Origin of the sequence: Mucilaginibacter kameinonensis, from assembly GCF_003675385.1 — a bacterium.
In the GTDB taxonomy this organism is placed as follows: domain Bacteria; phylum Bacteroidota; class Bacteroidia; order Sphingobacteriales; family Sphingobacteriaceae; genus Mucilaginibacter; species Mucilaginibacter kameinonensis.
This window is the reverse complement of sequence record NZ_RCWZ01000003.1, coordinates 43,635-69,433: the sequence shown is the minus strand read 5'-3', so window position 1 is coordinate 69,433 and position 25,799 is coordinate 43,635. Positions and strand designations below refer to the sequence as shown.

The window sequence follows — 25,799 nt, the reverse complement described above, 5'->3', positions numbered from 1 at the left end:
TTTTCTTTATGCAAACAGGTGGATAATACTCCCTGCAAAACCAAGCAACAGCAGGCCTAATAACAGGTATGTGGTTTTAATATTCTTTTTAACAAAATAATACACTAAAAAAGTAAGTCCCAACGGTATCATGGCAGGCACTACCTGGTCTAAAATGCTTTGAACGCCCACTGCGGATTTTTCTGTGCCGATATGTAATGGTGTAGTGATGTTCATGAGCGTTGCCGGCATAGCCCCAACAACCATCAGCCCTAAAATAGATGAGCCTTTAGTGAGTCTGTCCATTACATTATTTTTGGCCAGGTTTTGCAAAAAGCGCGTACCCGCATCGTAACCCACAAAAGTTAGTTTATAGCGTAACAGTAAATGTGGAACATTAAATATGAGCAGGAACAACAATGGCCCCAGGATATTGCCTTTAATAGCTAGCGATGTTCCAACCCCGGCGGCAATCACTTTAAATGTGCCCCAAAACAAAGAGTCGAATACTCCGGCCAGCGGCCCCATCAGGCCCAGTTTTACCGAATTGATGGATTCCTCGTCGAAATCCCCGTCATTGCTGTTTTGCTCTTCCATAGCAGCTGTGATGCCCATTATTAATGTAGAACCGTATGGACTGGTATTAAAAAACTGCAAATGTCTTTTCAAAGCAGCCGCCATTGTCTCCCTGGTATTGTAAAGCTTTTTCAGGACTGGTATAATAGAAAATGCGAAGCCGGTATTTTGCCATGTTTCAAAATTGAAATTGGCTTCCAACGCCAACGAGCGGAAGAAGAGCATGCGGATATCACGCTTGCTCAGCTTTGGGTTCGGCTTTATTTGCTCTGCCGGTTCCTCATCAGCTCCAAAATCATCGTCGTCATCGACGGCCGGTTTAGGGGCAATCTGTGTTACCGATAATGCGATTATAACACCGAAGCCGCCAATGGCTATTACCGGTAATTTCAGATAGGCAGCCAGCATAAAGCCCAGGAAAAAATAGGGGGCCATGTTTTTATTGAACATCAGGTTCATGAGCAGGGCAAAGCCTAATGCGGGTAGCATATTTCCTGCAACCTGTAAGCCTGTTTGTACCCATGCCGGTATCATATCCAAAAACGTTTTCATGGCACCAGCACCTAACTGTAATGCAAGCATAATGATTATGCCCATGAGCACCGGCCTCAATAGGCCTGAAATGATATGTAGGCGTTGAATGCCTTTAAAATCACCATCTTCGGCATATTGATTGAACTTTTTATTGAGCATAGCCCGCAATACAAACAAACCACTGATCACCATTTCGGCCAGTATGGAAACAGGTACGGCTATGGCCAGGGCAATTGCCGGCCCTTTGCCAGAGATGATAGCAAACGCGGTACCCAGTACGCCACCCGTGATCACATCAGGAGGTATAGCTGCGCCAACCTTGATGTTTCCCATGAATATGAGTTCAAGTGTAGCGCCAATGATAACGCCCTGGGTTACGTCGCCAAGCACCAGGCCAACCAGCGGGCCAAGCACCAAAGGGCGGCTAAGCAGGGTAGTGCCCAGAAAATCTTCCGAATGTCCAAACATCGCTATCAGCGCGATGAGTAAGTATGATACTGACAAGAGGATTAAGTTGTTGTTTGTTAATGTATTAAATCTGTTTATTTAAATCAGGTTTGCTACAAGTTGTTTATTATCAGTAGGTACCTGCCTTACTTCCAACTCAAGGCCTTTTGCCAGCATTTCGCGAATGATAGCTATATCATCGTCATTAACTGCTATCGCTTTTGAGATCAGCTTTGAGCCGTCTTTTGACCGTAAGCCACCGAAGTTGATTGTTGTTATTTCGGGCACTTCCACTGCCAGTGCGGCTGCATCCTTAACGCTATTGATCAGGATTAAAACTTTCGCGTTTTTGCTTTTCTCGTCATTTAAAAAAGCGGCCGCCTCTTTTATCGGTTTGATCAATAGCTTGGTGCCTGCCGGTTTTGCAAGGCCAAGGGTCATCTTCATAAACTCATCCTTGGCTACTTTGTCGTTGGCAATCAGCAGGCAATCGGCACCAAGCGCAGGCGTCCATGTAAAAGCTACCTGGCCATGTACCAGCCTGTCGTCAATACGGGTTAGCTTAATCATTTTCTTCCTCCTGGTTTTGGGCGGTTAAAAGTTTATTTACATATACCATTTGTTGCTTAGCGTTTTCAATAGCTTCGGCAATTACTTCTTCTGAGGGAGTGTCTGCATCAGCCAATATAATTTCAATTACCAGCGGAAGATTAAAACCTGAAACCACATGTACGTTAGGCTGCAGGGCATATTGCAGGATCTGATTGGTAACACTGCCGCCCATGATATCCGAAAAAATAATCAATTCATCATTGTCGCCAATCTGATCAACTACTGTTTTGATATCATCTTCTAATGAGCGGTTTTCATCAACATAAGCTTCAATCAAAAAAATGCTATCCGCGGTGCCGGTGATAATATCAAGCGACGATTTTATGCCGCCTGCAAGTTTGCCGTGCGTTGCTATCAGAAATTTTCTTGTGCTTCCGGTATTCTCCATCAATAATTAAGGTTTTTATATCCGCGTTTAAGGGCGCGGGACTTTCATAACTGGTTTATATATGAAAATTAATCTTCTGCAATTATCAGTCAAACTTTATTCAATTGCTATTTTGAAGGCACTACAACACCACTACTGTAATTTATTGTGCTGATTTCGGCTATTGAAGAAGTTTGAAGGCATAAGTGCGAAGTCTTAAGTCAAAATAGAAAAATCGGGTAAAAGGACTTTTGACCATGGACTTTGAACTATTGATTTACCAGTAGTGCTGATGTAGGGGCATGAAAATATCCATCAGCAACTTTATGTTTTAGCTTTGAAACGGGATGCAAAACGCTTTCCTGTTAACCATTTTATAATTCCTTAACTTTATATATGAACCTAAAAAAGCGTATCGATCTTCTTTCGGCTATATGCAAAAAGTGCTGCCTTGTTTTAGCAGGCTTGCCATTTATTGCGCAGGCGCAAAGTATTAAAGTGGTAACCAATCATGTAGGTTACGAGGATAATAAGGCCAAACGCGCCATTATAGTTGCGGATAGTCATCTTGCCTTTGCATCATTTAACCTTATTGATGCTGATAAAGGAAATACTGCATTTACCGGGCAAATCAACTACAGCGGGCCCGTGAACAAATGGAAGAACTTTGAATTTTGGACGCTTGATTTTAGCGGTTTTACAAAATCGGGGACTTACAAAATACAATTCAATTCGCCAAAGGGGATGATTTCGTCTTACCCTTTTATAATAGGCAAGAACGTACTTGAAAAAGCAACCATATCTGATGTGGTATATTACTTTAAAGGACAGAGAAGTTCTGGTTTGTTAGATAAGGCCGATCATCATTTGGTATTATCAGGAACAACGGACACTGTTGACGCGCACGGCGGTTGGTACGACGCCACCGGCGATTATGGCAAACATTTATCGCACCTGTCATTCTCTAATTATTTTAATCCGCAGCAAATCTCATTAACGGCTTTTAGTCTGTTCAAAACCTATGAGTTGTTAAGTGCCCGCGCCGGAACTGATTTCAGGCAGTTTAACAGGCGTATTTTGGACGAGGCCATGTATGGTGCTGATTACCTGGTAAGGATGCAGGCAAAAAACGGCTCATTTTACCGTTCTGTTTCTTCGCCCGGACCCGGTAAGCTACCTAAAGATAGGGTGATCCAAGCAGATGAAGGTAGTTACCGGATCAAGAAAACCAAAGATCAATCGTTCACCAAAACCACAACCGGTAAAAACTGGCGCAGTTACCAGGTCAGTTACCGTTCGGGTGCAGGGATTTCAATTGCCGCGTTAGCCATGGCTTCAGCTTATCCAACTTCGGGAGAGTTTAGCAACGCAGATTACCTGAAGGCTGCTGAAAATGCCTTTGGCTTTTTGGAAAAGGAAAACCCGCAAATGGATTATGACAAAAAGGAAAACATTCTTGACGATTATTGTGCCTTAAGCGCCGCGACTGAGCTTTATAAGGTAACTCATAAAGAGATATACAAAACAGCAGCCGAAAAACGGGCAAACAATCTGCTTAATCGCCTAAGCTCCTGGAATAAGTATCAAAACTTTTGGCGTGCCGATGATAAAGACCGGCCTTTCTTTCACCCTTCAGATGGCGGTTTACCAGTTGTTAGTCTGTTGTATTACTACCCATATGCCGCCGCCAATCTTCAGGCAAAGATCAAGTCGGCTGTAAGGAAATCAATGGAATTTGAGTTGGCTATCACTCATGAGGTGAATAATCCCTTTGGTTACAGTCGCGAATTGGTACAGGATACTTTGGGCAACCGCCATAGTGCTTTCTTTTTCCCGCATGGCAGTGATGCTTCGCCCTGGTGGCAGGGAGAAAATGCAAGGCTTGGTTCGGTGGCTACTGCCGCGCGGATGGCTGCAAACCTGTTTAAAGATGATAAACCTTTTCATGACCAGCTTTCAGGTTTTGCCATTGACCAGCTTAACTGGATTTTGGGATTGAACCCATTTGATGCCAGTATGCTGCAGGGTACAGGGCATAACAATCCGGCGTATGGCTTTTTTGGCACGTTTGAATATACCAACGCGCCGGGCGGTATTGTAAATGGCATTACCTCGGGCTTTGATAATGAGGATGATATTGACTTTAATATTCCCTATGCTGTGTCGGGCAAAGACTCGGACTGGCGCTGGGCCGAGCAATGGTTGCCGCACACGGCCTGGTACCTGCTGGCAGTTTCAACAAGCGATTAATTATAAACCATTATACCTAAGTTATGAAGAACTGGAGCTTTCACATAAGTTTTGCCCTTGCGCTGTTACTATGCGTCCCGATATTTTGCTTTGCGGCGGATGAGCACAAAACACTGGCTATCGGCGCTCAGGCACCTGATTTTAGTTTGCCGGGCATTGATGGTAAAACTTACACCGTGCAATCATTTAAAAATGCCAAAGTGTTGGTTGTGGTTTTTATGTGTAATCATTGCCCAACATCGCAGGCTTACGAAGACAGAGTGGTCAAACTGACCAGCGATTATGCATCAAAGGGTGTTAGTGTTGTGGCTATCAACCCCAATAATCCATCTTCATTGCGTTATGATGAATTGGGATACAGTGATTTAGGTGATTCATTTGAAGAAATGAAAACACGTGCCAAAGATAAAGGCTTTAACTTCCCATACTTGTACGATGGCGAAACTGAAGTGGCCTCCAACAAATATGGTCCCGTTGCTACTCCCCATATTTTCGTGTTTGATAAAGACAGGAAGCTTAGGTACAACGGTCGGATTGATGATATGGAAAATCCTGCCAAAACCCCAAAATCGCAGGATGCACGTAATGCTATCGACGCCGTATTGGAGGGTAAAGATATTGCCGTGCCTGTTACCAAAACTTTTGGCTGCTCGGTTAAATGGGCCGAGAAAAAGGATTGGATAGATAAAGCCCAAATTCAATGGGCAAAAGAACCGGTAAAGATTGATACCATCAGCGCTGCCGGAATCGCGACTGTTGTGAAAAATAATTCGGACAGGTTGAGGATGATCAACCTTTGGGCAACCTGGTGCGGCCCTTGTGTTGCCGAGTTTGATGACTTGGTTACGCTAAACAGGCTATATCGCGACAGGGGGCTTGAGTTTGTGAGCATCAGTGCCGATGATCCTGCTAATAAGGATAAAGCCTTGAAGTTTTTACAACGTAAACAGTCGTCTGGAACTAATTACATCTATACCGGCGATGATAAATACAAAATGATTGAGGCGGTAGATCCTAAATGGGATGGGGCTTTGCCTTATACCATGCTGGTTGATCCGGATGGGAAAGTAGTATACAGTCATCAAGGGGCTATCGATATTGAAGAACTTAAAAAAGTGATCTGGAATAACCCGATGATGGGCCGGATCTACAAATAATTGATACCGATGGGCAAGCTGAAATATATTGTAAGTGCATTAATCCCACTGTTATTGGTAAATATTGCTGTTGCGCAGCCATACAAATTCAAGGCTTTGGTGGTGATTTCCCGTTCTGATGATCACATTAAAATGATGACTGCTGCCAAACCGTTTTTCGAAAAACTGGGTAAGGACAATCAGTTTGAAGTTGATTACACGGACGATTCAAGCAAGATCAACGACGGGAATCTAAAGAACTATCAGGTATTTGTGATGATGCAACTGGCTCCTTTCGATATTTCGTATAGTCAGCAGGCTGCTTTACAAAAGTTTGTTGAGCAGGCGAAGGGTTGGATTGGTATTCACGGCGCGGGCTTAACCGGAACTGAGTTTTTAGCTAAGAATACCAGATATTGGCAATGGTTTGAGGATTTTATGGGAGGAGTGGTTTATTCGCCGCATCCGGCTTATCAAAAAGGAGCTGTTATTGTGGAAGACCGCCAACATCCGGCCACCAAAAATCTGCCTGCTAAATTTGAGATTTCTGATGAATGGTACGAGTTTAATAAAAGCCCGCGGCCCAATGCGCGTGTTCTGGCTACCGCCGACGAGTCCAGCTATAAGCAAAATAAACCGATGGGTGATCATCCCATCATCTGGACTAATGAAAAATACCGTCGCATGATCTATATCGGTATTGGGCATGATCCTTCAGTATTTACTAATCAAAGTTATGTAACACTGCTCAGAGATGCCATCCTTTGGGCCGGCTCAAAATAAAATTATCAACCTGTAAACAATCACCATGAAAAAAATAGTACTGATATTAAGTCTTTGCCTGTTAACCGTTGTAAGCGCCTGGGCTCAAAAGGCGCCACGCTTTAAAGTGATAGCCCTGTATGAAAATGGCGGCCACCATATTGAGTACTCAAAAGCAGCTAAAGTTTGGCTGGATAAGCTGGCTGCCGATAATAATTTTTCTATCGATTATATTCAAACTACTGATACAATTGATAGTGCATTTCTATCTAATTACCAATTGTTTATCCAGCTGGACTACCCGCCTTATGCCTGGAAAGAAAAAGCGGTTGAAGCATTTGAAAAATATATTGACGAAGGCAAGGGAGGCTGGATTGGTTTTCACCATGCAACTCTTTTGGGCGAGTTTGACGGTTACCCAATGTGGAACTGGTTCTGGAATTTTATGGGCGGTATCCGTTTTAAAAATTACATAGCGACCTTCGCCAAAGGCACCGTTAATATTGAAGATAAGAAACACCCGGTAATGAAGGGTGTATCACCGTCATTCCTGGTTCAGAAGGAAGAGTGGTATACTTATGATAAAGATCCGCGGCCCAATGTGCATGTACTGGCATCGGTAGATGAATCAACTTACGAACCTAAGGATGGCATTACCATGGGTGATCACCCGGTTGTATGGACTAACCCTGCAAAAAAAGCCCGCAACGTTTACATTTTTATGGGCCATTCGCCGTTGCTTTTTGATAGTAAAGATTATACTACACTTTTCAGCAATGCTATTTTCTGGGCGGCAAAAAAATAATATTCAACAAACCTAATTGTATCCACAACCATGATAAAAAAGCTATTGTTCTTGTGTATTTTACTTATGCCTCTCATGGCTATAGCACAGGGGAATACATCGCCTATTTTGCTGCAAATGCGTAGCGGTAAAGTTTATTTTGACAATGTTTACGCTCTGAACCCAACTTTTAAAAAAGCTGATCTTTATACCAAAGCCTTGAATTGGTTTAAGGGCGATGAAAAGACAATGACTGTAGCTAATGAAAAGAAAGGCGAAGTCGTCGGTACTTATACCACCAGGGTTAACATAGGTAATACCGGTAATTACTATTTTGTAAGGTTTGTGGTTGATGTTATAGTTTACGACGCTACTTATGAGGTCAAGGTTTTTGACATTTATGAAAAGCCAATTGAAAAAGGCATCTCAAACGAATATTCAAAGATAGAATACCGCTGGTGGGATTTCAGGCGCGGCAAGCCCTGGTCAGCGGATGATGAGCCATTGTTTAGGGGGATAAGTGCCTCTGTAAATAATGTAATGGATTCGCTTGGTAATGAAATGAATAAATAATCCAGTTGAAGTATTTGTAATGAAGAAATTGATATATACTACTGTGTTTCTGTTGGTGATACTTTTGGCTGGTAAAACGACTTTTGCTCAGCAACCTCGCTTTAAAGTACTGGCATTATACTCAACCAATGTTGAAAGTGATCACGTTGATTTTGCCATGGATGCCATGAAGTTTTATAACAAAATGGCTAAAGCAAAAGGCTTTGCATTTGACACCACAAGCAACTGGGCCGACCTGAACGATAAAAAATTAAAAAATTACCAGGTAGTTATTTGGCTTAATGAATTTCCGCATAATCAGGCGCAAAGAAGCGCTTTTGAAAAATTTATGGCTAACGGCGGTGCCTGGTTAGGGTTCCACGTGTCTGGCTATAATGATAAGTACACCAAATGGCCATGGTTTGTTGATTTTTTAGGGGCTACTTTTTACAACAATAACTGGCCACCGCTGCCCGCCAAAATGATTGTGGACGATAATACTCACCCGGTTACCAAAAGTCTTGGTAAAAGCTATGTTGCCCCTATAAACGAGTGGTACGGCTGGAAACCTAATCCACGGGATAATAAAGATATTAAAGTACTGGTAACGCTTGATCCGGCTAATTACCCGTTGGGTAAAAAGGATATCATTCGTGATGGCGATATTCCCGTGGTATGGACTAATACTAAATACAAAATGCTATACATGAACATGGGGCATGGCGATCTGATATTTACCTCGCCCGAGCAAAATCAAATGTTTGAAGATGCTTTGCTATGGTTGGCCGGGAAAAAATAATCTCTTAAGGCATTCTGGATAAATAAAAGCCAGGTTTCTTTAATGCAGCCTGGCTTTTTATTGCTATTTGGTCACTTCAATCAAAAAATCATAAAGGTTTATTTCGGTAGAGAGTTGTAGTTTTTTGCGCACCCTATACCGGCTAATCTCGACACCTTTTAATGAGATATTAAGCAGTTGGGCAATCTCTTTTGATGACAGGTTTAACCGTAGGTAAGCACATAGTTTCAGGTCGGTTGAGCTTAGTCCCGGAAACTTGGATTTCATGGTGGTTAAAAAGTTATTATGTACCTGGTCAAAATACAACGCGAAGTTGTCCCAGTCGTCATCACTCTTTTCAGTATCACTTAATAGCTTAAACACACTTCTGAATTGGTATGAAGCATCGGCAATGTTGAGCTTCTTGATAAGCGCCATTAACTCATCTTTGATATTGAGCAGCAATTTTCCGCGATCAACCATTTGCATGGTTAGCGTAGCCAGCTCCTTGTTTTTATAGGTTAGTTCGGCCTCAAGTTTTTCGTTTTTAAGTGCTATGATCTCTTTGTCGTTACGATCAAGCTCAAGGCTGTGCAGGTAGCTTAACCTTTTCTGTTCTTCTTCATGGCGTTGCTGATGGAGTGCGAAACGTTTTTGTTGTGTTTTTACACCTACGTAGATTACGTAAACTATTATCAATAAATAAAGAAAGTAAGCCCAGATGGTTTGATACCATGCAGGTTCAACAATAAAAGTATAGTTCACCGGCGCCGATGCCGCACCCAGGTTATTACGTGCCTTTACCGAAAAAGTGTATTTGCCGTAAGGAAGGTTGGTATAATCCTTTTCCGTTTTAACCGACCATTGCGACCAATCCTTGTCAAAGCCAATGAGCTTATAGCTAAATTCCTCGTTGCTTTTTTGGGCGAACAGGGTAGAGGTATACTCAAAATGGAAGGAATTCCAGTGGTTGGATAACGATACCACCTGCTGTGTGTTTTGTGCCTGGGCAAGCCGGTTATTTTTAACAAAATACCCTCCAAAAATCAGACTATCTTTTTCGGCTATGGCTTTTACTGTGGTCAGTAATACGTTCAGTTTGTTTTCTGACGATACATACTGGCGGTAGTTTAAATGGAATACACCGTTGTTTGAACCTACAAAGATGTTCTCCATATCATGAGGATAAATATATTCGGACCCCCTTACGGTTTGTCCGGCCAGCTCAGGAAAATAAATTACCTTATAAGGCAAATTTGCCGATCTTTTGCCGAAATCAATTACACCAACGCGCTGGTTACTGATAAACCAGATATTGCCTTTGCTATCCTCGGTCAGGAACTCAACTTTATCCCTATTAAATATGGGTTTGTAGCATGCAGACCGTATAAAGTCACCCTCGGTAGTATTGTATTCATAAACACCTTTTTCGGTGGCAGCTATTACTTTATTTTTAATAAAATAAACGTGATTATTCAGTGCCGATGGTAACCCGCTTTTTTGTGTATATTGAGTATAGCCGACTATCTTTTTTCTATCTTGAGATAGCTGCACTTTAAAGATGCCCCGGTAAGGATGGGTTGCCCATACAAAGTTCCTGTTATCAAGCGCAAGGTTTCCTAACGATTCATAAATGCCATCTAATCGGCCTTCAAAACTAAACCCATTATTATTATATTTTAAAAGCTGAAAACCCGTATAGGTTCCGGCTATAATATCCTGCGACGCAGGGAAGGCTTTCACCATCCAGGCACCGGGGCCGGGAGTTATCAGTTTGGCCTGGTTATTATCTATTTGTAAAACACCGTCCTGGTGGCCTGCTAACAGCCGGCCATTGATCTGCGTAAGACTTAGCACCTGGCCTTTGGTGTTTGGTATTTCGGTAAAAGTACCTGTGGCCGTACTAATATCTTTTTGTTGTGCACCTATAGGCACCGCATATAAACCGTTCGATGTGCCGATGAACAGTTTATTATTAAAAATGCTTACTGCATTGCTTTTTACAAGGTTTTCGCGATTGGGGTAAATGTTTTTAACTGAAGTGTTGTAGTTGATGAAGTCGAGCCCGTTCTCCAGGCCGAGCCATAAATTGTGGTTATTATCTAACAAAATGCCATGAACATTATTGTTTTGCAATCCCTGGTTATTGGAGAACTGCTCTATCAGCTTACCTTTGCCATCAATAATAATTAAGCCTTTTGCCGATGTCCCTATAGCATACCTGTCGGAGCCAATTTTCTGAACAAAATTTACAAGATCGGTAAGCAGGGTTCCGTCAGTGAGTGTAGCTTTTTTAATCAATGATGTACCCTCCATGATGAAAAGGCCATTTTTACGCGTGGTTAACAGTAAGGTATCTTTGCTAAACTCAGTAATGCCGGTTATTCTTAAACCCGTTGTGGGCTGTTGTACACAGGCTTGCCAGCGGGAATCTTTAAATGTAACCAGGCCGATATCTTTATCATGGGCAAATAACCTGCCGCCTGCCTGGCTTAGCAGCATCCAGCCACCTGGTGCATCGAAAGTACGTATGGTATTGTTCTTCAGTTCAAAAATGCACTCTATCGTGCGGAAAAACACCTCGTCGTTATGAATTACGATATCCCAGATATCGGCAAATTGCTTTGCCTTTTGCGGTAACAGTTGTTTAAGCGAGTGATATTTGAGGATCCCGGCATCATTCGGGAAAAAGTACCCAACCTCGTCCTGCCCGCCAACATAAACGCGGCCCCTTTGATCAATAGCCACAGACTTTATAGCACTTTTATTGGGCAACGGATAAATTTTCCAATAACTGCCGTCAAATGTGAGCAGGCCTTCGTCATTAGCAAAATAAAGGATGCCGTTCTTATCCTGTTTTATGTCCCAGATTTCGCTGCCGGCGTTGTATTCATTGTGCGTGTAGTTTTTAATGGCCGGAGTACCAAGTGTAGTTTGAGCGAAAGATGTGCACAGTAATGCACGCAGAACAATAACAAATAGGAGAGTTTTCTTCATTAACGGTTTTCCTGCAAGGGGGATTAACCCTGTCAATAATTAGTATAGCCCGGCGAAAGCCCGACTTGCTTAAGAGCCGTAATTTAATCAACATTTTACATATACAGCACGGTTAAATCTTTCAAAAAGGGCTAAAACTGTTTAGTTGCATACGTTTTAAACCCGCAATGGATTGTAGTAGTGGTATTGTAGGGGCTGCGCAAATGTTGTTAAAATAACAGTTATAGGGTTTAAATTAGATTTACGGCCAACAGATTATTTGCTGATTGCCCAAAATATGGCGTTGCGAAATAGGGTTGTAAACGCGGCATCATCAAAAAGCTGAGAGAAATGGCCCATCGCTATATAAACGTTCCGGGCTTTGAAATGCTCATTAGTCCAGATTACAGGATGGTCGCCCATTTTTACATCTTTGTTAGGCAAGTAGGTAGTTTCATCAATGCTGGCCAGTACGTGTACATTGGGGCGTGGACTTTTATCATAGATATACCATTCATCCTCGGTAATAAAAGTTGGCGGCAGGTTTTTCATAACCGTGTGTTGCTTATCCTCTACATGAAGCATAGCCGCTGTACCCCCGGGAATATGCAGTTTAAACTGTATCCCACCCATAAAGTCCGAATACCATTGCCACATAGGGTAGTCATCAAAAACACCCAAAAGGGTAGGGTGATGAAAGCCGACCCAGCCTCCGCGGGCATTCTCAATATAATCTGTAAAGGCTTCCTGGGCTTCTTTTTCCCATGGATAGGGCGGATAATCCAGTTGAATAAATAATTGATACTGTTTCAGGAATTCCCTGGTAATCTTTTTAGTATCGCTGATGTAATCTATCGTAAAATTGCTATCGGCAGCAAGCTTATCAAGCCATGGTTTAGCCGCAGCGTCAAATAGGGCATGCCCTCCGCCAACCTCAGCAATGGCTATAACTTTAAAGCGTGGTTTTGTATTTTGTTGTGCCTTGGCAATGTTGTTAAACATAGCCATGATAAATACGATTGTTAAAAAGGCTATGGTGTTAGATTTTGTTGCGATAGCGCGATCAGGAAGCATCGATTATATTTATTGTTAAGATTCAGATTCGTGCAATGATAAATTAAACTTTCTATTTGAGATCAATCGTGGCAAAAAGTAGAGGTAAAGTAGTGCAGATATATTAATTAAAAGATGATCCGGCTTATAAAAGAGGGGCAATAAAAAATCCCGGTAACAAAATTTATTACTGGGATTTTTTAAATGTATTTTTCGTGCAGCGGTTATTTTGCCTGTTTTACATCATCATGGTCGGTACCAACTATTACATCGTACCAGGCTTCGATATCCTTTTCAAAGGCGGCTGTTTTTTCGCGGAAACGTTGCAGTGTATCACTACCCAATGGTAAATGTACCGGAGGATTTTCTGCAGCTGCAAGTTTAATGAAAGCTTGTGCCAGTTTTTCCGGATCGCCGGGTTGTTTGTAGCTAAGCTCGGTTGCCAGTGCGCGCATATTGCCCACGGTTTCGTGATAATCAGCAATTTCATTTGAAGTGCGGATCAGCGAACTTTCATCAAGGAAATTGGTGCGGAAAAAGCCAGGGGCAACAACAGTTGCGTGAATGCCAAGCGGAGCAAGTTCTAACGCCATAGCTTCGGTAAGCCCTTCAACCGCGAATTTAGTTGAGCCATAAACACCCCAGCCATAATAAGCCGCCAAACCGCCAACCGAAGATACATTGATTACATGACCAGCGCGTTCTTTACGCATATAAGGTAAAATGGCACGAGTTACGTTCAATAAGCCGAATACGTTGGTATCGTAATTCTTTTTTACCTCTTCGGCGGTAGCTTCTTCAACGGCTGATAGTAAGCCGAAACCGGCATTATTTACCAAAACATCAATCCGGCCAAAGTGCTCGATTGCTTTCGCGGCAGCTTCTTTTGCCTGTTCTTCATTGGTAATATCCAATGGTACAACAAGCTGGTTAGGATTGTTATCAAACTGGGCGCTAAATGTTTCAGGGTTTTTACGAACTGTGGCTACTAATTTATCACCAGATGCTAAAACGGCTTTTGATATTTCTAAACCAAAACCTCTTGAGGCTCCGGTTATAAACCATACTTTTTGAGTTTTCATTTTGTGTTGCTTTTATTTGTTTTTGTTTACACTACAAAGTTGGCAACAAAAGCAGGGGAGGCTTATAGCAAAAGCAAAGCGCTTATTATGAAAATCAAAGAAGTAGCAGAATTACGCCGTAGCCTGGTATGATCTCCCGAATTCGGCGGGCGTTATGCCTGTGTTTTTCTTGAAAAACAGACTGAAGTTAGGCTGCTCGGCAAAGCCAATACTGTAGCCAATATCTTGTAATGTCCAGTCGGTTTGTACCAATAAAGCCTTGGTTTCCTCAAGCAGTCGGTTACGGATATGGGTGCTTACATTTTGCCCTGTATATTTTTTTAATACGGCGTTTAAGTGATTAGGGTGAACCGAAAGATTGGCCGCGAACTCTTTGGCGGTTTTCATTTTTATGGGCGATGTATAATTAATGCCCGATGTCTCCTTCTCCAATAAATGAAAAAACTGGTGGATATAATGATATTCGTCTGATACATTATCAGGTTTTGGGAACTGGGCTACCCGCATGCTTTCAACCATCAGTAATTGAATATAAGCCTGCAAGGCGTCATCCTTTAAATGGTTGTTGGACAGGTCTTCAATCCCCATGCGTTCAAACAAGCTGTTAAGCATCGGCAGGTCGGAGTTCTTTAAAAGGATAACGCTTTTTTCTTTCTCGGTAAACAGTCCGTATTTATCAATAGTGGTTTTAAGCTGGGGATGATCATTAATAAAACTTCTTTTAAAAAGCACATAGTAGCCACCTGATTTATCCGAAAGGTTTTTCCATGATATAATATCGTTTGGATGGATGAAAAGGATAGTAGGCTCCTCAATGTAATAAGTGTTAAGGCCCATGGTAAAAACTCCCGCGCCTTCGGTTATCATTAATACCTTATAAAAATCGCGCCTGTTGGGCGACAGATAATTGCGGCACTCATGGTGCTTACGGTCGAACACTTTTATAGTCCAGTTCTCGAATGATTCTCGTAACACGGGGATCATATCCGGCAGATCGCGCAGGGTATCAATGGTCTTAGCGTCGAGCGTAGTTTGTTTCATGGCGAAGAAGTTTTCACAAATGTAAGCAGCAAATCAGCGATTGAAATATGTAAGGGCGCTGCATCAATATTTAATGACCCTGATATTAAATAGTAATGCGCTTATGCCAATTGCATAACCGCATACAGTGCTGCACCAGATATGGCTATCCAAAGCGCTACGCCCTGCAAAAGCGGTTTCAAGCCTACTGACGCTAATACCTTGCGTGAAAGCCCTGCACCAATCAAAAACAAGGTTAGTGTTAGCCCAGCTTTTGCTATGTTGATTACATATGGGCTTATCAACCTTACAACAGGCAGGTAGGTGTTAGCTACCATGGCCAGTATAAACAACCCGATGAAATAGGGGATACTTACTTTTTTTGATTTGTTCTTGAACAAAAAGGTAGATAGAAAAGCTACAGGGATGATCCATAATGCCCTTGCCAGTTTTACAGTAGTTGCAACTTCAAGCGCGTGGGTGCCGTATTTGCTTGCTGCGCCAACTACTGAGCTGGTATCATGTATGGCAATGGCGCACCATAAACCAAACTGGGTTTGAGACAGATTAAGATAATGACCGATCAGCGGAAAAATAAAGAGCGCTATTGAGTTTAATATAAATACGCAGCCCAATGCTACAGAGATCTGTTTTTCCTCGGCTTTAATAACAGGTGATATGGCGGCAATGGCACTCCCGCCGCAAATGGCTGTTCCTGATGAGATCAGAAATGATGTCTTTTTCTCGATGTTTAACCACCTGCCCAGCAGTGTACCAAATAGCAGCGTCCCGGTTATAGAGGCGATGGTAAACAGGATGCCTTCCTTACCTGCCTGCAGGGCGCTGTGCACATTCATGCCAAAGCCTAAACCTACTACCGATACCTGCAATAGAATATGTGTGGCTTTATGGTTTAGATGCAAATAAGGATGACCAGAGCATTGTGCTACTACCATGCCTAATAATAAAGCCACCGCCGGGCTCATAAAAGGCATCAGGCATAGTACTATACAAATAGCGAATATAACCTTGCGGGCATTTTCATTGATGTTTAATAACAGGCCGCTGGTGTTGTTTAATTGATGTGGGGTATTCATTTTTCCTTTGTTTTAATGATACAAAGGTGTGTTGAATTACCGTCGGGTTTTCATCATAAAACGCAATCTGTGATAACCAAAAGTTATTATGTATTTAGTAATTCAACGTGCCGAATACACCGTTTTGATAATCGACGATTGCCTGTTCAATTTCTTCGGGTGTGTTCATCACAAAGTTATCTTTAGCGGATACCGGTTCATCAATAGGTTCGGCCGAAAGGAATAATACTTGAGAATCCTCCTCAGCCAACACCGAAATATCTTCGTTTTCCTTTTCAAACACAATAAGGTTATGTTGGCCGATGGTTTGCCCGTTTATATTAACGGTGCCATTTATAATATAAAGTAATACCCAGTAACCCGGCGTGGCTTTAAAATCCGCCTCTTTGCCTGATGCTATTTTACCAACTATTGAGATAACTGGTGTGAAGTTTTTGATTGGGCCGGTTTTGCCCTCATAGTCTCCGCTGGCTAAACTAAAGTCGAGACCGTCATCGATAAGTACCTTAGGCAATTGGTTGGCTTTTGCCGACTGATAAAAAGGCTCGTCCCATTTTTTGCTTTTCGGCGCGTTGATCCAGAGCTGAATAAGCTCCTGTACACCGCCTCGCTGTAACAATTCGGCCGTTGGGCCTTCACTATGCATAATCCCTTTGCCTGCAAACATCCATTGCACATCACCTGCTTTAATGATTTCGTCATTGCCTGCGTTATCCTTATGATAACCTTCGCCCTGTAGCATAATGGTGTACGGACTGAAACCGCGATGCGGATGTGGGTGAATCCGTAAAGTTTGACCAGGGGCTATTACTTCCGGCCCCATGTGGTGCAGTACTATGAAAGGGTTTGCAAACCTGAAATCTTTGTGGGGCAGGGGCTGGCGTACGGATTCTTCGGCAGTGATCTTTTTTTCGCGACCTGCAAGGATATGGGTGATGGCTTTTTTCATGGGATGATATTGTTGGAATAAAAATAGTTTATTCGGCATTCAAAAAGGAACAACCCTAATAACAATTACAATTTAAAAACGATAAAGTTAAGGGATGTGTTAATTTGTCGTAAATTGATAAATGTCAGAAACCGAAGTGTTTCCATTTGAATCCCTGGTTACTACTTTCCAATAATATGTTTTAGCTGCCGAAACGGCCACATCTTTTAAATTACTATCTGAAACTTTAGCTTGTAATAAAATTGGAGATGCCGAATCGCTCAAATAGACATCATAATTAACAATGTCATTATCCACATCGCTTCCGTTCCATGATAGTGTGATCTTTCCATTCGTAGCTTTTATTACCTGGTTCATTGTGGGTGCTAAAATCTCGGCAGGAAATGGCGCGTAGTTTACAACTGAAGGGCCTGAATTATAAAACTTCCACGTATCACTTTGTGGCGTTGTTGTGCTACTTGCGGCCTTTGATGTAACCCACCATGAATAAGGTGTGTTTCTTTTTAACGTGGCGTCAAATTGTGTATTGGCTGTGGTTTGAGTTGCGCTTGTACCATCTGAAAGGTTTTTAATGTTTACTTCATAACTGGTTGCATTTGCAGCGGCAGACCACTTTAACGTTACCGTACTTTGAGAAGCGGAAATAACGCTCCCCTGGGTACAGACCTCGTTTTGAGCTGGTGTTAGTAGCACTGGTTTGCCTAAAGTAGGGGCTATCGGATCGTTTTTCTTTGAGCCACACGCCGCCAAGATAACTATGCTTAGTATGATAAATATCCTCTGTTTCATTATTTTATAATTTTATAAACCGTTTCTTTTCCATCAACAACTACGTTAAGGGAATAAACGCCTTTGTCTAAACTGGATACATCCATGCTGATCACTCCTGATTGGTTGGTGTAATCCTTGGTTAGTTTAAGCAGCCCTGTATTTAAGCTATAAATCTTAAGTATTGCTTTCGCGGCAACGCGCTTTCCAATATTAATATGTAAAATGTTTTGGAAAGGATTAGGGTAAGGAAGAGAGCCGGAAATATTAAGTATCTTTTCTATTATCCCCTGGCAAAGTTTGTCTGTACTCACTGTTAAAGTATTACTTCCCTTATTTAACGGTAATGAGATCGTGTTATCACTTGTTTTATAGCTGACACCGTTAAGTTTGATATCATAAGATGAACCTCCATCCATCGTTATGTTCACCATTTCTGTAGCTTCATTTACTGAAGTAAATACGGACAGGTCTTTTGGTTCGGTAATAACCAGGTCAAAGCATTGTTGGGTGTTTGCCAATGCTGCGTCTGTAACGCAAACGTTATAAGTACCCGGCGACAGGTTACTAATGTTGGTTTCCGTATTAAAAGTATAGGTTTTATTTAAGCTGTTACCAGTAATTGCTGCTGTGTAATTTGCAGATTGCGCAGCTGAAATTGTTATTGAACCGTTGTTTTGGCCTTTGCAGGTTACGCTATTGGCGGCAATTTTCAAATTAGTTACCGAAGGGGTAATGGTTAGCCTACCGCTAATGTAATTGAAATCATAATTATCGGAGACAGCCCCGTTAACCACTATGTCATAAATGCCGGCCGGCGATTGCTGGGTTGCTATCGTACTAATTACCGGCTGTACGGATAGCTTACTTTGATCTTCCCCGGCGATAAAGCCGGTGTACTCAAACGTAAGATTAGGATTTGCCGTTCCAAACACACGAGTTTGGTCGTTTGCTTTCACCTGTAGTGTCTTTTTATTAATGACCAGTAGCTGCTTAACTTCTACGGCAGAGTTATGCAAGGCGTCGCCGGTTTGTGATGCAGTAATGGTTATTGTCCCTGCTTTGATGATATGTAGTTTGCCATTTACTATAGTAATGGCATCAGGTTTATCTACCTTATAAGTTACAGGAATAGCAGTGTTATTGCTAACTACAGGTAAAAGAAAATCAGCATCTCCATAGGTATGGTTGGCAAGGGCCGGAAAATTGATCACAAGATTTGTTTTAACCGTTACCCCTGCCAGCGTTGCTGTACCGCCTGCAGTGGTTACCGTAAGGTCTCCGCTGATACCGGCAAAGGTGGCCGTAATTTTAGTGTCGGAATTTACAGTAAATGCTGAGGCTGGAACACCGGCTATAGTTACGTTGGTAGCTTTTGTTAAGTTACTACCATTAATGATAAGTGTGCCGCTGCCGTCTGTTAATGCGTTTGCCGAAGTTATTACCGGTGCCGGTATAAAAACAAACCCCGGGAAAGAAGCCGGGCCATTGGGAGTTTGAATTGAAATTGCTCCTGTTTCGCCATCACCCACAATAGCTGTGATGGTTTGAGTTGAATCAACTTTAAATGATTGTGCTACTTTATTGCCAAATTTCACAACAGTTGTTTCATCAAAGTGCTCGCCAGTGATGGTTATTTTTGTCCCCGTTTTAGCTGTTAACGGCGAAACTGCTGTAATTTTTGGCGTCACGGCTGGCCCATTATGGTTAATTGATAATGTTGTGCCGTTGCTGATTAGTATTAAATCCATTCTGCCATCGCCATCCATGTCATTAAATCTTACGCCACCCGCCGAACTATTGTTGGTTCCGGGGAGGAGCGGCGCAGGCAAAGCAAGTGAGATATTACCTGGTGAGGATTGATTGCGAGAATAGTAAACCCCGGTGTTTGATCCAACTACGTCTATCTTTCCGTCTCCGTCCACATCCGCAGCCATAGGATTATCCGTTAAGAGATAATTGGCAAAAGCCTTTGCAGGTTCAAATGATGAGGCATCTATTGTTCCTTTCGTTGCTTTGTTCCTCGAAATAAGTAATACGCCATTTGAAAAGTCGTCTTCGAGAAGATCTACTTTTCCATCTCCGTCAAAATCGCCGGTGGTCATATCCCATGCCATGTAATAATACCCCGGATGTGAAAAGTAAGTTGGCGGAAAATCTGAAGATGAAAGATCGCCCGGTACCGAATTATTTTTAAATACGGATATGCCTGTGTAAGAACTCCCACCAATAGGATCAGGCTTATTGTCTCCGTCAATATCTGTAAGCGTGAAAGAAATTGTACCGCTCGACGATGTATTTTGAAGGCCCATTAAGGGGCCGAACGAAATGCTTGATCCGTTAGAGGTATTAGGATAGCAATAGATATTGAAGTCATAAAGTACCAGATCGGGTTTGCCATCCAAATTCATATCTCTAAGTATCATGGTCCCCAGGGTAGCTCCATTCAAATTTTCTAATGTTTTCGCTTCAAAGGAAATATTTCCTTTAGTGGATGTGTTGTGTAAAAGAACTACGCTGGGATTAGTGCTAAACAAAATATCCATTTTACCGTCACCATCCACATCGCCAACAACCGAAGAAAGTACCTGCCTTTCAGTTTGAAGTAGAACTTTTTGCATAAATGATGACTTGGATAACATCGGATCGGCACCATGCCTGAGAATATAAAGAGAATCATCTTTGGGTATCAGCAAATCGGGATTGCCATCTCCGTCAAAATCGGCAATCTGATAAAGTCCAAGTCCTGTTTTAAATTTGATATCCAGCTTGTTCGAATAAGTGGGTCCTCCGTTATTATTGGTTACGTGGAATGGTAGATTTGAAGTTGCAGACAATTTCTTATCGGTATTAATTACCGTTATTGAGTTGTTAGCACCTGCGGGCACAAAAACTTCAAGATGTGTCTTTGTTGCGCTTTTGACCCTGGCTTTAACCGGGCCAAAAAACACAACATTGTTTTGGGACGTTGTACTAAAATTATCCCCTTCTATGGCTACCGTTGTTCCTATAGGCCCTGAAGCTGGTGAAAAAGATGCTATTGAGGGAGGCGTGTCATATAAATAGCCGAGTAGCGTACCCGTACCGCCAGCCGCTTTTATCGAAATAGCACCTGTAGCACCGGCGCCAGGTTTAGCCGAAATGCTTGTCGGCGATAAAACAGTAAACGATGTTGCCGTTACACCACCAAATTTAACTTCGGTAACATCCTGAAAGTTATTTCCGGTAATGGTAACCACCGCGTTTGAGGCGTCGCCACTTTTTGTGTAAGAGCTTACCACCGGCGCCGGTATAAAAGTAAACCCGGGAAATACCACCGAGCCACCAGGCCCCGTAATAGTAATATCCCCCGATTCGCCGTATACCGGCTCTGCCGTAATTTGAGTTGGTGAAACTATTTTGAAGTTGCCATAGTTACCTCCAAACTGGAGTTGGGTTATACCTGTAAAGTTTGTACCATTAATGGTTACTGTTGTTTGCGCATTGGCCTTTAACGGATTTACAGAGGTTATAGTAGGGGCAGGATACCAGGTAAAACTATCCAATTCAGTTGTGCCGGCTATGGTTTTAACCGAAATTTTACCGGAAGCGCCGGCGCCTACTTTGACTGTAATTAAATTGTCGGTAACAGAAGTGATGGTTCCAGGCACTCCACCAATTTTTACTTCGGATGTGCTGGCGAGGTATGAACCATTAATATTCATTATTGTACCCGAACCGCCCGAAGTTGGTGTAAAAGAGTATATATAAGGTGGATAAACAAAGTTGAAACCATCTTTATTAGCGGTGCCAGTTGGCGCTGTAACGCTAACTGTACCACTTGTACCATTGCCAACCACAGCATCAATTTCTTTAGAAGAAACAATTTTAAAAGACGCTGCATCGGTATTGCCAAATTTTACAGATTGCACAGCATCTAAATTTTCACCCATTATAATAACTGTTTGACCTATAGCTGCCATTGAGGGGGTGAGGGCTGTAATTGTTGGCGATGAATATTTAAATCCGGTTAAGGCAGCTGTGCCTCCTACTGTAGCTACTGTTATATCTCCGGAAGCTCCGTTGCCTACTGCTGCTGTTACAGTTGTAGGAGACGATACATAGGAGTACAATGCCGGAACACCTCCGAATTTTACGGTTATATTTCCGTAAAAATTAGAGCCTGTAATGGTTACCACACCACCGTTTTTTTGCGAAGCGGGGGTAAAAGAAGTAATGGCAGGCGCCTGCACCCAGGTGAAGCCTGAAATTTTGTCGCTACCCTGCGGAGTTGTTACTACTACATTACCCGACATACTTGTAGCAGCCGGGGTGGCTGTAATACTATTTGCCGAAGTTACGGTAAAAGATGCAGCCGGCACACCACCGAAACTCACAGATGTAGCTCCGTTGAAATTAATGCCCGTTATAGTTATTGGTGTGGCAGATAAAGATCCGGCATAATTAGGAGTGAGGTAGTTAATGACCGGGCCGGGATGTGCAAAGCCTGCTACTGAAGCTTTGCCTAAAGGCGTTGTTACTGTTATGTTTCCTGTTTTTCCTGTGCCAACTATAGCTGTGATTTGCGTAGGAGAGTTGACTGTAAAAGATGTAGCAGGTACTCCCCCAAATTCAACTGCCGAAGTATTAGTAAAATTGCTACCTTTAATAATAACAGATTCGCCAATACCTGCGCTGGCCGGCGAAAATGATGTAATAACAGGCCCCGTATGTACAAAGCCTTGTAAACTTGCGTAACCGCCCTCCGAAGAAACCGTAACTGCACCTGATGTTCCGTAGCCTACAGTTGCGTCTATAGTGGTTGGGGACAAAACCTTAAAAGCAGCGCTTATCCCACCGAACGAAACGTTATTGACTTCATCAAGATTAGTACCAGTAATGGTTACTTTATCACCGGCCGCTGCTGTTTGCGGGGTAAATGATGTAATAGTTGGTGCAGGTACCAAAACAAAGCCCGGATAGGTAACGGTTCCTCCTGTTGTCGTAATAGAAATGTCGCCGGATGAAGCTCCATAGCCAACATTAACGTATAATTGACTGTCATAATTAAAGCTGATATTGGCAGGTACCCCGCCTATAGTTACCCGCGCGCCACTTAGGCCCGAGCCATAAATAATAATGGTTGAGTTATAACCTGCCTTAGTTGGGTAAACTTGTGTTATTACAGGCGGAGGCATAAAGGTAAAGTCATAATAGGATCCTGAGGTGCCTGCTGGCGTAGTGACAGTAATGCCATTTGATGATCCTGCGGCAACAACAGCGGTGATTTGCGTTGGCGAAACAACTTTAAATGAAGTAGCGTTGGTATTACCGAACTTAATTGCAGTAGTGTTATTAAAGTTACTCCCGTTGATTGTTATTGTTGTACCTGCGCCGCCGCTGGCGGGTGAAATTGACGAGACCGAAGGAGGATAAATATAAGTGAACCCCGGGAATGTACCATACCCACTCGGCGCTGATATACTCACATCACCAGATGCGCCTTCCTGTAGTGTAGCCTCTATTTGAGTTGGCGAAACTATTTTAAATGCTGCGTAATAACTTCCAAAATAAACCTGGCTAACATCCGAAAAACCAGTGCCGTTAATAGTTATTTTACTGCCTTTCCATCCGCTTAATGGCGAAACGGAAGATATCGTAGGAGGCGGAATAAAACTGAAGCCGGAAAGGCGGGCTGTTCCTCTTGGCGTAGTAACTGTTACCTCACCCGAGGTGGCGCCTGCAGGTACGTAAGTGGTGATGCTGGTAGGGGTTACGTCAAAATAATCAACCTTTTTACCGCCAATGGTTACCGCTGTAGCTTCTGTAAAAAAATTACCGGTTATAATTATCCGGGTATCGAAATGCCCGGCCGTGGGGCTAAAAGAATTGATGACCGGAGGATCTGCGGATAGCACAACCTTCAAGTTGATTGTGGTTGAAGCCATTCCCGATGCATTAGAAGCTATAATTTTATAATTTGCAGCATCAGCCAGAACCGATGGGGTGCCGCTGATTGTCCCATCCGGACCCAGAACCAATCCGGCTGGTAATGCCGACGATATATTATAGCCTGTCGTATTTATTTTGTAAAAGCCGTCGCTAAAGAAAATCCCCCCGCAGGTCATAACATTATCGTTTTCATCAAGCGCTATCTTAGGTGAAATCGGCTGATAAATAACCTGGCCATTGCTATCATAATATGGTGCCGATATGGTAAATACTTCGCCTGCAGGAGTGATTTTTCGTAATAAACCAGTATGCTCCGTAATGATTATGTAGCCCTTTGAATCAACTTTTATATTTTCGGGAACATTAAATGTGGCAGCAGCTCCAATCCCGTCGTCATCTCCATTTTTTCCAGAACCTGCAATAGTAGTCACCAATCCGGCAGGTGTAATTTTCCTGATCATGCTATTGTTGTAATCGGCAACATATAAATTGCCTGCTTTGTCAATAGCTAAACCATCAGGGTTATTGAACATAGCATTTGCGCCCGCGCCATTGCTAAAACCGTTTCCAATCTGGCCCGCAAATACTGAAGTTGTACCATCTTTGGTAATTTTCATGATCCTACCGGCACTCTCTGCTACATATATAATCCCATTTGCATCTACTACTATTCCACGGGGCGCTCTAAAGCCTTGTGCATATGTGGTGACCACGCCGGCTGGGGTAATTTTCCTAACCCTTGAATTTAATCCGTCTCGATAATTATCTTCAGTTACGTACAAATTACCGTCGGCATCGCTGGTGATGTTATTTATTTCTCCAAAAAGAGCGTCAGTACCTGTTCCGTCAACATAGCCAGCCTGGTTGCCTCCGGCAAGAGTTGAATATGTGCCATCGGGCTTTATATGCAAAATGCTCCGGTATAGTTGACCATAAATATCCCCTGAAGGAAATCGCACAAAATTAGTGACAACAGCAGTTGAACTCAGAATTTTGCTGAACTGGGGATAAATTAAATTAGGGACCGTACCGCCTGTATTAGTTATCTTGATTGGGGTTATGCTTTTCCCGAGGTAAAGAGTTTGGGGGCCTGGATAGCTGATATTAGGCTTTTGGGCGCTGAGTTGTGCAGAAATAAACAGGCCGATTATCAAAGCAAGTAAAGATAGCTTATGCATAGAATTGTGAAAAGTTTGGTTTGGTGCAAGGAGAATATTAAAGATCTGTTTATTTAGATCTTCGGGGAGATAGTTTTTGAGTTAACGTGATAAGTTTTAAATTTTACCCTAAATGTACTACTAAAGAATAATAACTAAGTGAAAATTATAACAAATAATTTCGTAAGCGATGTATTATAAGTGGGGTAAATAGTTAAATATCCTCTACTTGTTGGAAATAGGTATAGTGAGTTAAAAATATTTCGCTGTTTTACTTTAGCGTTAACCGCACCAGGTATTGTTTAAACTCATCTTCCAGCAACACCTCCATGTCAAAGCCCATTTCATTAACAATGGGTTCAAGTGTTTTTTCATCAACATATAGCCAGTGGAACCAGTCAGTTTTTTGGCGGTTATATTGATATTGATAAAGCAGTTCGCCGTAATAACCTTTCTCGGGCAGGTCATCTTCGTAGAGATAAGCGATATCTGATGAGTCGAAAAGGATCTGGCCGCCGGGATTAAGCAGCAGTTTAATGTGTTGTAAAAATACCTTGAGGTTTTCAAGTGTGCCGGTAAGACCAATGCCATTCATAAGCAGGAGCAAGGTGTCGTACTTTTGTTCGTCATAAACAAAAATGTCTCCTTTAACTACTTTCGCTACGCCCCGCTCTTTCATTACTTCGCAGGCTAAAGGTGATATGTCAAGCGCAACACAATCAAAGCCGCGCGCTTGTAATACCAAAGCATGGCTGCCTGCTCCGGCGCCGATATCCAGTACTTTTCCGCGGCATTCGTTCATTGCCAGCCATTCAATATCAGGCATATCGTCCTCATCCCTGAAATAAACATCAATTGGCATTTCTTCCTTCGGGCCATATTGATTATTGATCCAAAGCTTGTGATTAGCTAATTTATGGTGATGATCATGTATGGCCTGGCCCAGTATATCTTTCATGTGCTCAAAAGTATGAATTGAAAGTTTAATT

The 25,799-nt window shown here is 42.4% G+C and carries 18 protein-coding genes; 6 read left to right on the top strand and 12 right to left on the bottom strand.

The genetic code is table 11. The features are described from left to right. Positions 1-6: 6 nt before the first annotated feature. The 3 genes from EAH55_RS31155 to EAH55_RS13340 are packed head-to-tail and all read right to left on the bottom strand — an operon-like array spanning position 7 to position 2,536. Positions 7-1,593, bottom strand: coding sequence for a PTS system mannose/fructose/sorbose family transporter subunit IID (locus tag EAH55_RS31155; RefSeq protein ID WP_121810101.1), 1,587 nt, complete (start codon positions 1,591-1,593; stop codon positions 7-9). A 42-nt stretch (positions 1,594-1,635) separates the two neighbouring features. Next, positions 1,636-2,106, bottom strand: coding sequence for a PTS sugar transporter subunit IIB (locus EAH55_RS13345; protein ID WP_112570588.1), 471 nt, complete (start codon positions 2,104-2,106; stop codon positions 1,636-1,638). Then, on the bottom strand, positions 2,099-2,536 hold the full coding sequence (locus EAH55_RS13340; RefSeq protein WP_121810100.1) for a PTS sugar transporter subunit IIA: 438 nt from the start codon (positions 2,534-2,536) through the stop codon (positions 2,099-2,101). The genes EAH55_RS13345 and EAH55_RS13340 overlap by 8 nt, the downstream gene beginning before the upstream one ends. A 375-nt stretch (positions 2,537-2,911) precedes the next feature. On the opposite strand from EAH55_RS13340, the gene EAH55_RS13335 reads away from it, so the two are divergent. The 6 genes from EAH55_RS13335 (at position 2,912) to EAH55_RS13310 (ending at position 8,798) form a co-directional block, all read left to right on the top strand. After that, complete coding sequence (locus tag EAH55_RS13335) at positions 2,912-4,765, top strand: glycoside hydrolase family 9 protein (RefSeq protein WP_121810099.1); 1,854 nt, start codon at positions 2,912-2,914, stop codon at positions 4,763-4,765. A 23-nt stretch (positions 4,766-4,788) separates the two neighbouring features. After that, positions 4,789-5,922, top strand: a complete 1,134-nt coding sequence (locus EAH55_RS13330) for a redoxin family protein (RefSeq protein ID WP_121810098.1) — start codon at positions 4,789-4,791, stop codon at positions 5,920-5,922. 9 nt (positions 5,923-5,931) lie between these two features. Continuing rightward, positions 5,932-6,684 carry a ThuA domain-containing protein gene (locus EAH55_RS13325; protein ID WP_121810097.1) on the top strand — a complete coding sequence of 251 codons (753 nt, stop codon included), beginning with the start codon at positions 5,932-5,934 and terminating at the stop codon, positions 6,682-6,684. A gap of 25 nt (positions 6,685-6,709) precedes the next feature. Then, a complete protein-coding gene (locus EAH55_RS13320) occupies positions 6,710-7,468 on the top strand; it encodes a ThuA domain-containing protein (RefSeq protein WP_121810096.1) in 759 nt (252 codons plus the stop codon). A 75-nt stretch (positions 7,469-7,543) separates the two neighbouring features. After that, positions 7,544-8,020 carry a hypothetical protein gene (locus EAH55_RS13315; RefSeq protein WP_121810095.1) on the top strand — a complete coding sequence of 159 codons (477 nt, stop codon included), beginning with the start codon at positions 7,544-7,546 and terminating at the stop codon, positions 8,018-8,020. A gap of 19 nt (positions 8,021-8,039) precedes the next feature. Continuing rightward, positions 8,040-8,798, top strand: coding sequence for a ThuA domain-containing protein (locus tag EAH55_RS13310; protein WP_121810094.1), 759 nt, complete (start codon positions 8,040-8,042; stop codon positions 8,796-8,798). 63 nt (positions 8,799-8,861) lie between these two features. Here EAH55_RS13310 and EAH55_RS13305 read toward each other — a convergent pair whose 3' ends face one another. The 9 genes from EAH55_RS13305 to EAH55_RS13265 form a co-directional block, all read right to left on the bottom strand. After that, positions 8,862-11,774 (bottom strand): ligand-binding sensor domain-containing protein, encoded by a 2,913-nt coding sequence (locus tag EAH55_RS13305; protein WP_121810093.1) that lies wholly within the window; start codon positions 11,772-11,774, stop codon positions 8,862-8,864. Between the two features lie 255 nt (positions 11,775-12,029). Next, positions 12,030-12,827 carry a ThuA domain-containing protein gene (locus EAH55_RS13300; protein WP_121810092.1) on the bottom strand — a complete coding sequence of 266 codons (798 nt, stop codon included), beginning with the start codon at positions 12,825-12,827 and terminating at the stop codon, positions 12,030-12,032. A gap of 203 nt (positions 12,828-13,030) precedes the next feature. Continuing rightward, on the bottom strand, positions 13,031-13,888 hold the full coding sequence (locus EAH55_RS13295) for an oxidoreductase (RefSeq protein ID WP_121810091.1): 858 nt from the start codon (positions 13,886-13,888) through the stop codon (positions 13,031-13,033). Positions 13,889-13,999: 111 nt separating this feature from the next. Then, the gene (locus EAH55_RS13290; protein WP_121810090.1) at positions 14,000-14,929 is read right to left on the bottom strand and encodes an AraC family transcriptional regulator; all 930 of its coding nucleotides are present in this window, start codon (positions 14,927-14,929) and stop codon (positions 14,000-14,002) included. Positions 14,930-15,030: 101 nt separating this feature from the next. Beyond that, on the bottom strand, positions 15,031-16,005 hold the full coding sequence (locus tag EAH55_RS13285; RefSeq protein WP_121810089.1) for a YeiH family protein: 975 nt from the start codon (positions 16,003-16,005) through the stop codon (positions 15,031-15,033). A gap of 94 nt (positions 16,006-16,099) precedes the next feature. Next, complete coding sequence (locus tag EAH55_RS13280) at positions 16,100-16,954, bottom strand: pirin family protein (protein ID WP_121810088.1); 855 nt, start codon at positions 16,952-16,954, stop codon at positions 16,100-16,102. A gap of 99 nt (positions 16,955-17,053) precedes the next feature. Then, a complete protein-coding gene (locus EAH55_RS13275) occupies positions 17,054-17,743 on the bottom strand; it encodes a fibronectin type III domain-containing protein (RefSeq protein ID WP_121810087.1) in 690 nt (229 codons plus the stop codon). Continuing rightward, complete coding sequence (locus EAH55_RS13270) at positions 17,743-24,831, bottom strand: IPT/TIG domain-containing protein (protein ID WP_121810086.1); 7,089 nt, start codon at positions 24,829-24,831, stop codon at positions 17,743-17,745. The genes EAH55_RS13275 and EAH55_RS13270 overlap by 1 nt, the downstream gene beginning before the upstream one ends. A gap of 250 nt (positions 24,832-25,081) precedes the next feature. After that, positions 25,082-25,768: a class I SAM-dependent methyltransferase gene (locus EAH55_RS13265; protein ID WP_121810085.1), complete on the bottom strand. Its 687-nt coding sequence runs from the start codon at positions 25,766-25,768 to the stop codon at positions 25,082-25,084. Positions 25,769-25,799: the final 31 nt, after the last annotated feature.